This is a genomic window from Epilithonimonas sp. 33E, assembly GCF_059372615.1.
Genome location: NZ_CM182009.1, coordinates 2,005,788 through 2,018,342, shown reverse-complemented (window position 1 = coordinate 2,018,342; position 12,555 = coordinate 2,005,788). Strand labels below are relative to the sequence as shown.

Annotated in this window: 9 protein-coding genes; 3 read left to right on the top strand and 6 right to left on the bottom strand. The window is 35.1% G+C overall.

What is annotated here, in order from left to right; genetic code table 11:
• Positions 1-181: 181 nt before the first annotated feature.
• Positions 182-826: a response regulator transcription factor gene (locus AC5P2S_RS09265; RefSeq protein ID WP_494554726.1), complete on the bottom strand. Its 645-nt coding sequence runs from the start codon at positions 824-826 to the stop codon at positions 182-184.
• On the bottom strand, positions 804-2,669 hold the full coding sequence (locus tag AC5P2S_RS09260; protein WP_494554725.1) for a sensor histidine kinase: 1,866 nt from the start codon (positions 2,667-2,669) through the stop codon (positions 804-806). Before AC5P2S_RS09260 ends, AC5P2S_RS09265 begins: the two co-directional genes overlap by 23 nt.
• 184 nt (positions 2,670-2,853) lie before the next feature.
• On the opposite strand from AC5P2S_RS09260, the gene AC5P2S_RS09255 reads away from it, so the two are divergent.
• The 3 genes from AC5P2S_RS09255 to AC5P2S_RS09245 are packed head-to-tail and all read left to right on the top strand — an operon-like array spanning position 2,854 to position 6,103.
• Positions 2,854-3,480, top strand: a complete 627-nt coding sequence (locus tag AC5P2S_RS09255) for a porin family protein (protein ID WP_494554724.1) — start codon at positions 2,854-2,856, stop codon at positions 3,478-3,480.
• 9 nt (positions 3,481-3,489) lie between these two features.
• Positions 3,490-4,983, top strand: a complete 1,494-nt coding sequence (locus AC5P2S_RS09250; RefSeq protein WP_494554723.1) for a hypothetical protein — start codon at positions 3,490-3,492, stop codon at positions 4,981-4,983.
• The gene (locus tag AC5P2S_RS09245) at positions 4,958-6,103 is read left to right on the top strand and encodes a hypothetical protein (RefSeq protein WP_494554722.1); all 1,146 of its coding nucleotides are present in this window, start codon (positions 4,958-4,960) and stop codon (positions 6,101-6,103) included. The genes AC5P2S_RS09250 and AC5P2S_RS09245 overlap by 26 nt, the downstream gene beginning before the upstream one ends.
• A gap of 453 nt (positions 6,104-6,556) precedes the next feature.
• Here the strand turns inward: AC5P2S_RS09245 and AC5P2S_RS09240 are convergent, their stop codons facing one another.
• From AC5P2S_RS09240 to AC5P2S_RS09225, 4 genes are all read right to left on the bottom strand, one after another.
• Positions 6,557-8,344 carry an acyl-CoA dehydrogenase FadE gene (locus AC5P2S_RS09240; protein WP_494554721.1) on the bottom strand — a complete coding sequence of 596 codons (1,788 nt, stop codon included), beginning with the start codon at positions 8,342-8,344 and terminating at the stop codon, positions 6,557-6,559.
• Between the two features lie 107 nt (positions 8,345-8,451).
• Complete coding sequence (locus AC5P2S_RS09235; RefSeq protein ID WP_283415477.1) at positions 8,452-8,817, bottom strand: four helix bundle protein; 366 nt, start codon at positions 8,815-8,817, stop codon at positions 8,452-8,454.
• A 56-nt stretch (positions 8,818-8,873) separates the two neighbouring features.
• Positions 8,874-10,049: an acetyl-CoA C-acyltransferase gene (locus tag AC5P2S_RS09230; RefSeq protein ID WP_494554720.1), complete on the bottom strand. Its 1,176-nt coding sequence runs from the start codon at positions 10,047-10,049 to the stop codon at positions 8,874-8,876.
• A 26-nt stretch (positions 10,050-10,075) separates the two neighbouring features.
• Positions 10,076-12,448 (bottom strand): 3-hydroxyacyl-CoA dehydrogenase/enoyl-CoA hydratase family protein, encoded by a 2,373-nt coding sequence (locus AC5P2S_RS09225; RefSeq protein ID WP_494554719.1) that lies wholly within the window; start codon positions 12,446-12,448, stop codon positions 10,076-10,078.
• Between the last annotated feature and the right edge of the window lie 107 nt (positions 12,449-12,555).

The following is a 12,555-nucleotide window of genomic DNA, read 5'->3' as shown; positions in this document are numbered from 1 at the left end:
TAAATGTATGAGAAATAAATAAAAAACCGTTTCAGGAATTTCTGAAAACGGTTTTTTTAATCAAATTGCTGATTTAGTAAGAACCCTTCTCAATAAAATGAGCGGCAATTTTTTCAGTCAAAGTAATTGGATAATGAACAGAAAATAGGTTTATTTTTGGTATTAAATCATTTACCGTTTTCTACAAAAAAGGAGGTGTAAGTTTATGTTTATGAGATAATAAAACCAATCCTGTTTTAGAGCTGATATTGAATTTTTCGAACAGGTTATTCCGATGATAATCTACGGTTTTTATGCTGATATTCATTTTGGATGCGATTTGTTCATATGTATATTCTTCCTCACAGCAAATCCATTTTATCAGTTCCAGTTCTTTTTTGCTCAGGAAAGAAATAGGACTGAATTCAGGGTCATTTTTTCTCAACATTTTGATATTCTCCTGAAGATTGAAATATCCGGAGTTGATGATTTGTTCAATAGCTTCTTTTAGTTCTTCTCCTGTACAGGTTTTGGATAAGAAACCTCTGGCTCCCAATTTATAAAATTGAGATTTGATATTTACAGAATCATTCTGTGTCAGGATAAGAAATTTTTCTTCGTTCAGTATAGATTGTAGCTCTGTGAGGACTTCTATTCCGCTTTTTCTAGGAAGCGAATGGTCTAATATAAAGAGGTCTGTTTTTTCTTTGAGAGTCCCAAAATTCCGAAGCAGTTCTTCACCATCATTAAGTTCAGCGAGAATATTGTAATCGCCGAGGTTTTTTAGAAGTTTTATAATGCCTTGTCTCAGAATCTTATGGTCATCAGTAATTACTAGATTTATCATTTTTGTAAATTGATATTTTCGTTCCTTTTTCCGGATTAGAATGTATTGTACAAGAGAATCCAATGAGACTTGCTCTTTCTTTTATATTGTTGATACCGTTTCCGAATTGGTTGTTGACATCAAAACCATTTCCATTGTCTTCAATGCTGATGAATATTATATTTGTGTAATCTATTATTATATTTATTTGAGAAGCATCAGAATGTTTTAGGATATTATTAATACTCTCCTGGAAACATCTGTAAAGTATAATGTTTTCTTCTGTACTGGTTTCATAGTTTTCTGAGGAATTATTTATTTTTTCAAAATTAATTTTTATAATGTTTGTTTTTTTGATGCGTTCCACCTCATTCAGTATTATTTCATCAATGGTATTTTTACCAATACTGAAGTCATTTAGCCAATGACTAAGGTCTCTTACAGAATCCGATATTTCCAAAATAGAACTTCTTATCTCGTTAATTGATTCTTTGGAGGACACTGCAAATCTTAGATTTTCCACAGAGAAATTGATGATGCTCAATTTTTGTCCTATATCGTCGTGCAGGTCTTTGGAAAGGTTTTTCAGAAGATGTTCGTGAGATTCCAAGATGCTTTGCTTGATTTTCTCTTCCTCCATTTGTTTTATTTTGCTGTTTTCTTCTTCCAGTTTCAGCTTATCTTCCAGGGTTGATATATATTGTGATTTGATTTTGCGATAGCTGTATGCTATGGCAATTCCCATTATGAAAATCTCCAGCAACAAAACATAATAAAAGTAATTGGGATGGCTGATTTCATATATTGTCAAAATTCGGGAATAATTGAAAAAATAAGTTACAGGATTGATAAAGCCGAATAATAATGCTGCCAGAATACCTAGAGATGGTCTTTTATTTTGTAATCCCAGCCGGATTAATATTGTTATCTGTATCAGAACCGCCAGAGCAGAGAGCCCAATTGAAATATCCCAGATGCCATTATAGATAGGATTGTCAAAGGTTGTATTGGCGTAATCTATATAAAACCAAAGACTGGCAAGAATCCCAAATGTAACATAAAAATCAAAAATTGTATTGAGTACTCTGAACTGCCCGCCATTGTTTTTTCTAAAATCCAGAAAGCCTGTCATAATCTTCATACTCAGACCCATTGCGATGACAAGCAAAAAAAGAGAATTTGTTTTCAGAATAGATTGATAGAGCGAAGGAACTTTTATAATATTGATGAAAAGCTCTTCTCTTATAACGATTATGGCTATCAAAACTAAATATATAGAGTACAAGAAGTAATATTTCTGTCTGAGAATGATTCCCATCACAAGACTTAGAACCGCTATGATGAAAGTAATACCAATCACAAATCCTATTTCCCAATAGAAACTTGTTTCCCAAATAAGGTTATCAACAGGCGTGGTGAAGTCCGAGTAGATATTTTGATAGTAACGTGGATTTCGTATCTCCATATAGATTTCTGCAATTTCGTTCTTATTAAGTACAAAAGGAACATAATGAAACCGAATATCTGGAACATCTTGATTTTTAATATTAAGAAGATGACATTTTTTTAAAAGTACAATACCTTGTTGTGTTTTTCTATATACATTAAGAATATCCAGTTGAGAATATATTCCCAGCCAATAATCTTTTCTGTTACCAGTATTTTTTATGTAAGTATGTACCCAAACCGTTTTGGTCTGCTTTTTCAGAATAAGATTAGAAGGATGGTCTACTTTTCTAAAATTATTATTGATTTGACTAATCTGAAAAACATTTTTTGAGTTGCTGCTGTCAATATAGTATGAGGACTTAGAAAAAAGAGGAATCCAGTTACCTCCATTTACAAACATTGTATCGGCTTTCATTTGGGAAGTAATCCAAATTTCAATAAACAAGAATATTGCAATAAGTATATTTTTCATCATCACTCAAATTTACAAATAAATTTTTCGTGAATGACTAGGAAAAATCCTAGCGAAAAATTAGGGAAAGGTATAAATATGTTAATGCAGTGAGAATATAGCTTTGTGGTAATAAAAATGCATTGCTATGAAAAAAACAATTTTATTATTACCGCTAATTTACAGCTCACTAGTTTTAGGGCAAGTATCATCTAATTACAAAGACAAAGCAAGATTTGGTATTAGAGCAGGTGTAAACTATGTAAACTACACGGAAACTGAGAATGAAAAGTTTGAACCTAAGACAGGTTTCGATATTGGTGTTTTTTACAACACCCATTTCTTTAAAAACAAAAAATTCTTTATGCCGTTCGAGCTGGTTTATTCAAACATCAATTTCGAGTCGCAACTTAGAACTTATAATTTTTCCAAAATTGGATTGAATATGATGTTTAGCTATTATATTACTGATAATTTTTATGTTGAACTTGGTCCTTCTATTGGATATTATATTGCAGGAAAAGCAACAAAAAAAGAAAATGTCAACCTTGACGATTACATTGTTGATTTAACAGTAGAAGAAGCAACGAACGTAAGTCCAACTTTGGATGTTCCTATTATGGGAGGAATTGGCTACGAATTTAATAACCGTTTATTCATCAACTTACGATATGGTTTTGATGTTGCTAATGTTTGGTCGCCTCTGAGTAAAACCGATGAAGAATTAAAATCATACTCAAGACATCCTTCTTTCAGTATTGGATATTCATTTTAAAATATTAGTATGAAAATATTACATATTTTAATACTGTTTTGCGGTAATCTAATATCAGCACAAACGATTGCGTTAGGTCTTATATCTGACCAAAAAACAAAACTTTCAAAAAGTTTTGCATTTTATGAGTTGCTTTCAAAAAACAAGTTCCAAAAAAAAGGAGAAATATTAATTCCAGAAATAAAAGATTTTGTTTATAGCTCAGACTATGGAATAGAAGGTGTGGTATACGAAAATTCGGTAAAACTGAATTTTCATAAAAATGGAGAAGATAAATACACTACCATAAAATGCGCCAACGATTGGGCCGTAATATTAGAAGAAATTGGGAAAGAATTGGAAACAGATGGTTATAGTTTAAAAGGAAATTTTTCTGAAATAAAAGAAGGAAAACCACAACGATTTTATAGCGGTTTTATTACTGAAAATCTACCCGGAAAACTAACGATAAAAGTTCCTGATTCCCGATTAATAAATCTAAAATCTGTTAAAGGAAATATCATTAGATATAAAACAAATAATCCTTATCAGGAAATTAAAGATTTATATGGCAATTTTGTTAATGTAGACCTTAATGAAATTCAAGCCTTCAAAAATTCAAGTGTCCCTTATAACTTTAAGCAAAATATTAAGCCTTTGTTTTTTCCAATTTCAAACACCTTGACTTACAGCTTAAAGCTACTCGGTTTTGGTGGGGTGTTGATGGAAAAAAAAGACTATAACGCGGCTCTCAATTGCTTCTATACCGTTTTGAACACAACAGAAGGAATTGTATGCACACTTAAAGAAAAAGCTACAATAAAAGCCATTGCATACAAATATATTGCAGATATCTATAATAATATGGAAAACAGAAAAGATCTTTCTAAAATTTTCTATCTGGGTTATGAAGTTTGCAACGCATATTCTAATTCTGATGATGCGCAAAAAGAATTTGAAAAATATTATGAATCTATAGGAGAAATAGAACAAGTTTGTTCCGAGGTAGAGCTGAATATTGAACGTGCAAAAGGCGCAATGTTCGCAAAGGCAATGGGTGTTTTTGCAAATAGTTTGGCAAGTAATTCTTCCGCTTTCGGAGATTTGGGAATTGATGTCAGCCAGCTTACCACACAATTAAGTCCACTAGAATCTCAAGGTAGTCAATCTTTACAAGAAACAACTAATTATTTTAAGCAATTAGGCGAGGTAAAAGAAATTGTAAATACGGATAGCTTTAAGGTAGAAGGCGTAAACTTAGGAAAGGAAAACAACTATGTTTCATCAGAAATATTAAACTTTCTATTTACTTCGCCTGATACCATAAAAGAATCACTCATAGAGTTTTCGGAAGACAAGCCACAATTGAAAAATTCGGTTAATAATTTTTACACAGCAAAAAAAGAAGATAGGAGCGTAAAAGTAAAAGAGCTATACAAACAACTTTATAAGATAGAACTGCTCACAATTACTTTAGAATCTAAAAATAAAACCGTAGATGAAAAGTATAAATCTAAGTTTTAAAACAATTGTTACACTATTTTTAGTGTTATCTTTTTTTGGATATGGGCAAAAATGTAAAGAATGGATTAGGCAAATGAATGCTTGTACAACTTGTGAACAAATAATGGCTCTTAACAAAAGTACTGCGAATTATACCAAGGAAATAGGAAATGACTGTGCAAGCTATATGATGAATGGAGGAAGTCAAGAATTACAAAATGCGGTAAATAGATTTGGCGAATTAGCTAACAGACTTTGTGGCAAAGAAACAGAATCAGAAGATACAAAAACTCCAACAGGTGGAAATAATATCAATGTTGTTACAGAATCTCATCCGCAAAAGAAAATAGAAACTATTTCGTATGCTAATAAAATCAGCAGTGAAAGAAATGATGATAAAAATTTAGTCTCATCTTCTAAAAATGAAAAGGATAAAATTATTAACGAACTTTCCAATAAGGACATTGCAAATCTCAATTCTAAAAATATATTGGATGAGTTTGAAGATAATCCCAAAGATAATAAAAGTCAAGATGAGTTTTGTAAAGCATTAGTTCATTATAGAGATTATGAGTTGGAAAATGATTATATGAAAAATTTTGATAACGTTGAAAAATATAAATCAGTACGTGATGATTTGAAGAATACTTTAAATGATTTACAAAGCAGAACCGACATAGGCCCAGGTCTAGGGTATTCTCTTTATTTCATACAGTCTCTCTCTAATGTTACAGTGAAATTATGTGAAGCCTTAGCTCCACCAATAGGAAAGTCAATTGGAAAAATATATGATGGTTTGACTTTTTCAGCTGAAATTATATTTACCGATTCTTATGAAAAAGCTTTAGAATCTACACTGAAAAAACAGGCAGATAATACCATTGAAGGAGTTTTAGGTGAAGTTAATCCAGTTTACTCTATTGGAAAAGAAATATATGAAATGTCCAAAAATTTTCAAGACACAAATGAACAATGGAGAGAAATTAAATTATTAGGGAAAAATCTAAATTCACAAATTAAAAAATTGGATAATAAAATTGAATCAATTACAAATAGCTATAAAATAATTGAATTAAAAAACACAATTGACAAATATTTAAGGGAAAATTGTGGTGAAGCCAAATTGCAACCATTACCTTAATAAAAACCGCAAATAACATCACATTTCTACATACAACAATAATCTTTCATATTGAATAATTTGCTTCTTACAGCTGGCTAAAGATGATAATTTCAAAAGACAAAATCGCCATTTATAATTACGGATACAAAACAGGAAACCCAATTAAATTAATTTCGATTTTTCCATATCAATAATTAAACCTTATTATTTAAAATGATAAGGTTTAGTTTATTAGCCTGAGTTCGATTGTTTGATTTTATAAATATAATAGCAATCACTTAGCATAATCATTTATAAGCCAATAAAAATAATGGAACGACACACTCGCCCGAGTGTGCCTGTCACATACGCCCGAAGTTGACACCCACACTCGGGCGAGTGCGACAAACTATATCGCTCGAAGGTGACGGTCACATAAATAAAACCCGCCTCAGATTCTGAGGCGGGTTTGGTTATAATTAAATTGATTACTTAATAAGAACCTTTCTCAATAAAATGAGCGGCAATTTTTTCTGTCAACGCAATTGGATTTGGCGTGTTCACATATTTTGTAAAACGTCTTAATCCGGCTAACATCATTCTTTGCTCGTCGCCTTCTGAAAAAGAAACGATACCTTCTTTGGCATTGGTTGTGATGATTTCAACTGCTTTGTAAAGATTCAGTCTTGCCATTGCAGCTTCTACAGAATCTGTTGAGAAATGTTTCTCAGCTCTCAGTATGGCGGATTCTGCCATATAGATTTGGTTCAGGATTTCGGAAGCGTTTAATAACAAATGCTGTTGTTTCTCGATGTCCATCATATATTTTTGAAGTGCAGAACCGGAAACCATCAGGAATACTTTCTTCAAGTTCTTAATCACTTCTTTTTCCTCAGACATATATTCTGAATAATCAGGAATATCAAAAGACGGAATGCTCATCAATTCTTTAGCGACATTTTTCGCAGGCGTTAACAAATCGATTTTGCCTTGCATCGCCCGTTTGATTAACATCCCAACTGCCAAAAGTCTGTTGATTTCATTGGTTCCTTCGTAGATTCTGGAAATTCTTGAATCTCTCCAAGCTGCTTCCATTGGTGTATCTTCTGAGAAGCCCATTCCACCGTAGATTTGGATACCTTCATCTGCTGTATGTTGTGCTAAATCTGATACGAAAACCTTCAGGATAGAACATTCAACCGCAAATTCTTCCACACCTTTCAGTTCTGCCTGCTCGTGGTTCATTCCATCGGCAACCAGTTCTTCAATTTTGTCTTCTACATTTTTCGCCGCTCTGTAAGAACCCGCTTCGCTCACGAAAGCGCCTGTTGCCATTTCTGCCAATTTCTTACGAATGGCTCCAAATGTATTGATAGAAACACCGAATTGCTTTCTCTCGGATGAATAATTCAAAGAGTAATTCAGGATTCTTCTTTGGGCATCCAGACAAGCTGCTGCCAATTTGATACGACCAACGTTCAATGCATTTAAAGCGATTTTGAAACCGTTGTTTCTTTCGCCCAAAAGATTCTCAACAGGGATTTTCATATCATTGAAGAAAACCTGACGTGTAGAAGACGCACGGATTCCCAATTTGTGTTCCTCCTCTCCGAAAGTCAGACTTTCAGGATTTTCCAATTCAGAACGGTTGATTACAAACCCAGTAATGTTTTTGTCATCATCAATCTTAGCAAACAAAGTGAAAGTATCTGCAAATCCTGCATTTGAAATCCACATTTTTTGTCCATTAATAATATAATGTTTTCCGTCCTCGGAAAGTTTAGCTCTTGTTTTACCGCTGTTGGCATCCGAACCAGCATCAGGCTCAGTCAAGCAATACGCTCCGAATTTAGTTCCGGCAGCCAAATCAGGAAGATATTTCTGCTTTTGTGCTTCGGTTCCGTAAAGTAAAATCGGCAATGTCCCGATTCCGGTGTGTGCGCCATAAGCCGTTGCCAATGAACCCGTAGAACCGGAAAGATAATCGCAGGCCAACATTGTAGTTACGAATCCCATTCCCAAACCGCCGTAAGCTTCCGGAACAGCGATTCCCAGGAATCCCATTTCCCCAATTTTACGCATCACTTCTTCCGTGTAAGCGTAATCTTTTTTCTCGAATCTTTCCTTATTCGGAACGACCTCTTTATCTATGAATTCTTTTGCAGAATCGCGAAGCATCTTTTGTTCTTCGGACAATTCCTCGATGCTGAAAATTTCCTGAGCAGTGATGTCCCTTACAAGGAATTCGCCACCGTCTAATGTTTTTGTATCTGTTGACATAATATTTTTGTGATTTTAAATTTTTTATTTGAGATGATAGATAATAGACTGATAGATGATAGACCTTCAAAATCTCAACTGTCTATTTTCTATCCGTCTATCATTATCTAATCTTTTAAAGTATTTTGAAATACCATTGTTGCTCTTTGAAATTCTTCAATTTTAATTTCGAAGATTTCACTTTGTTCGTCGGATAAATATTTTCGATGATTTGCTAATAAAATTTGTGTCTGCAATTCAAATGAAGAACCTAAAGAAACATCTAAAAAATGACTGAAAGATTTGTTTGTTCTGCTTGAACCTTCTGCAATGTTTGATGGAATTGAGATTGAACATCTGTCCATTTGACTTTTCAACCCATATTTTTCATAAATGGGAAAAGTATCAGTTAGGTCTAATGTCAATTTTGATAATTCCATAGCCATTTGCCAAATCTTAAGCTTTTTAAAATTGTGTCTTTTAAATTCATTCATTTGTTGTGTTTTTATTTCTGTTAGTCTATTATCTATTCGTCTATTATCTCTCTGTCTTAAAGCAACTCAAATACACTCGCCGCACCTTGACCAGTTCCCACACACATTGTCACTACACCATATTTGCTGTTTCTGCGTTTCATTTCGTCAAGGAGTTGAACAGTCAATTTAGTTCCTGTACAACCAAGTGGATGACCAAGTGCGATTGCGCCTCCGTTTACGTTAACGATTTCAGGATTGATGTTCAATTCTCTTAAAATGGCAACGGATTGAGAAGCAAACGCTTCATTCAATTCAAATAAATCGATATCCGATTGTTTAAGTCCTGCTTGTTCCAAAGCTTTTGGAATGGCATACATTGGTCCGATTCCCATAATTCTTGGTGGAACTCCGACTGTAGAATAGGAGAGAAGTCTTGCAACTGGTGTCAAATTTAATTCTTTGACCATTCTTTCGGACATTACCATTGTGAAAGCAGCGCCGTCAGAAGTCTGAGAAGAGTTACCTGCTGTTACAGAACCATTGGCAGCAAAAACAGGACGAAGTTTCGCTAAGGCCTCGATTGAAGTATCAGCTCTTGGACCTTCGTCTTGTTTGAATGCATATTCTTTGGTCTGAATTTTTTCCTTTTCATCAAGGAAATTATATTTTACATCAATCGGAACAATCTGATTTTCAAATTTTCCTTCCTGTATCGCTTTAATTGCTTTCTGATGCGAGTTGTAAGCAAACTGATCTTGCTCTTCACGACTCACTTTGAATTCGTTGGCAACCGCTTCAGCCGTTAATCCCATTCCCCAATAATAATCGGGATTTGATTTTGCCAAATCTGTGTCCGGAATTGGTTTGTAACCGCCCATTGGGATATAAGACATACTTTCTGCTCCACCGGCGATGATGCATTCTGCCATTCCGGCTTTGATTTTTGCCGCTGCAATCGCTATCGATTCTGAGCCCGATGCGCAATATCTGTTCACTGTCACACCCGGGACTTTGTCCGTATCCAATCCCATTAGTGAAATCAGTCTTGCGACATTCAGTCCTTGTTCTGCTTCCGGCATTGCACAACCGACAATCAAATCGTCGATGCGAGCCGGGTCAAGATTGGGAACATCTTTCATCAGACGTTCTATCACAGTTGCCGCCATATCGTCTGGTCGGGTAAAACGCAAAGAACCTTTCGGTGCTTTACCAACTGCTGTTCTGTATCCTGTTACTATATATGCTTCCATATTTGTTTAATTTTAATAATGACAGATTAGTTTCTCACCGGTTTTCCTGTTTTCAACATTCCACCTATTCTCTCAAGCGTTTTTCTCTCTCCACAAAGTGAAAGGAATGCTTCTCTTTCCAAATCCAAAAGATATTGTTCAGAAACTTCTGTCTGCTCAGAAAGATTACCGCCGGTCATTACGTAACCAATTTTGTTAGCGATTTTTCTGTCGTGTTCTGATGCATAACCACCCGCAACCATCTGGTCTGTTCCAACATAGAACATTCCCATTGCCTCGTTTCCAAGGACTCTGACTTTCTCTGGAACTGGAGGTGTATAACCTAATTCGTCCAAAACAATTGCCTGACGTTTGGCTTCTGCAATTTGCCTGTCTTTGTTGACAACAATAATATCTTTATCAGTCAAAATTCCCATTTGCTTAGCTTCCCATGCAGAAGTCGCTACTTTTGCCGTTGCGATATTCATAAAATAATTTCGAAGATGATTGGTCTTAACATCGTCTGGAAGCGTTCCTTTCAATGCTCTCAATGCAAATTCTTTTGTTCCGCCACCTCCTGGAATCAGACCAACGCCAACTTCCACCAAACCGATGTAAGTTTCCGCTGCTGCAACGATTTTGTCCGCGTGCATAGAGAATTCACATCCACCGCCAAGCGTCATTCCGAAAGGTGCAGCGATAACAGGAATTGATGAATATCTTAGCTTCATAGAAGTCTGCTGAAACATCGCAATCGCCATATTCAGTTCGTACCAATCCTGTTCAACAGCCATCATCATTACCATTGCGAGATTAGCACCGACTGAGAAATTGTCAGCCTGATTTCCAACAACCAAACCTCTGTAATCTTTCTCGGCAATGTCTATGGATTTATTAAGACCTTCCAAAACGCCACCTCCAAGAGAGTTCATTTTTGAACGGAACTCGAAGTTTAAAATACCGTCACCAAGGTCAATCAAAGCCGATTCGGAATTAGACCAAACTGTTTTTTCTTTTCTGATATTATTTAGAATAATGAAAGCATCCTGACCTGGAATTGGTTCGTACGATTTTGTATTCTGATTATAGAATAGCTGTTTTCCGTTTTCCAGCTTGTAAAAAGATTCGTTTCCGGAAGCCAGCATTTCTTTTACCCAATCAGCGACTTTATAGCCTTCACTTTCTACCAAATCAATTCCTTTCTGAACACCAACAAAATCCCAGTTTTCGAACGGTCCGTATTTCCAGGCATAACCGGTTTTCATCGCATCATCGATAGAGTAGAAAACATCCGTAATTTCCGGAACGCGTTGAGAAACGTAAGCGAATAATGAAGCGAAATGTTTTCTAATCAATTCTCCGGCTTTGGATTGGTCTTTCAACAAAATCGGCAAACGGTTTTTTAAACTTCCAGCTTCTTTTGCTGTTGCAACGATAGGAAGTTTTGGCTGTTTTGTCGGCTCATAACCTAACGTTTCATAATTAAGAACGAAACGATTCACATTTCCGCCGGCATCTTTTTCTTTATAATAAAATCCTTTTTTAGTTTTATCACCCAAGAATTTATTTTCAATCAGGAAATTCAGAGTTTTTGAATCTTTCAAAGCCTGAACCATTTCGTCGTCTTTAAGATTCGCCTGAAGTCCTTTGGTTACGTTGAAAGCCGTGTCTAATCCAACTAAATCGCCGAGTTTGAAAGTTCCGGTTTTTGGACGATTTAGCAAATCTCCGGTCAGTGAATCTGCTTCTTCAATCGTTAAACCGATTTCTTCCGTCAATTCCATAATTTTCGCCATCGAGTAGACACCGACTCTGTTGCCTATAAAACCTGGTGTATCTTTACAAAGAACCGTTGTTTTTCCAAGGAACTTTTCGCCGTAAGACATAAAGAAATCAATCACAGATTTATCCGTTTTCGGACCAGGAATTACTTCAAATAATTTCAAATATCTCGGTGGATTGAAGAAGTGTGTCCCACAGAAATGTTTCTGGAAATCTTCTGACCTTCCTTCCGACATCAAATGAATCGGGATTCCTGATGTGTTAGAAGTTACCAAAGTTCCTTCTTTACGAAGTTTGTCCACTTTTTCAAACATCGATTGTTTGATGTCCAATCTTTCGACAATCACTTCAATGACCCAATCCGAATTTTTGATTTTTTCCAAATCATCTTCGAAGTTTCCAACCGTAATTCTGGAAGCGAAAGATTTGTCATAGATGGGCGATGGATTACTTTTCAGAGCGCTGTCCAGATGTCCTTGTGCCACGCTGTTCCTCGTTTTTTTGTCGGCATTTTCCGAATCTTTCGGAGGCATATCCAACATCAAAACCTGAATGCCGTTACCTGCCAGATGACAGGCGATGCCGGAACCCATAACACCGGAACCAAGCACCGTAACGTGTTTTATTTTTCTGTTCATTATCAGATAATATTTTATGATTTATATTTTTTTAAATTATAAGCTGTAGATTTCTCTCGCAGATTTCAATGATTTTGCAGATTAATCTGCTTGATTTACTTTAATCA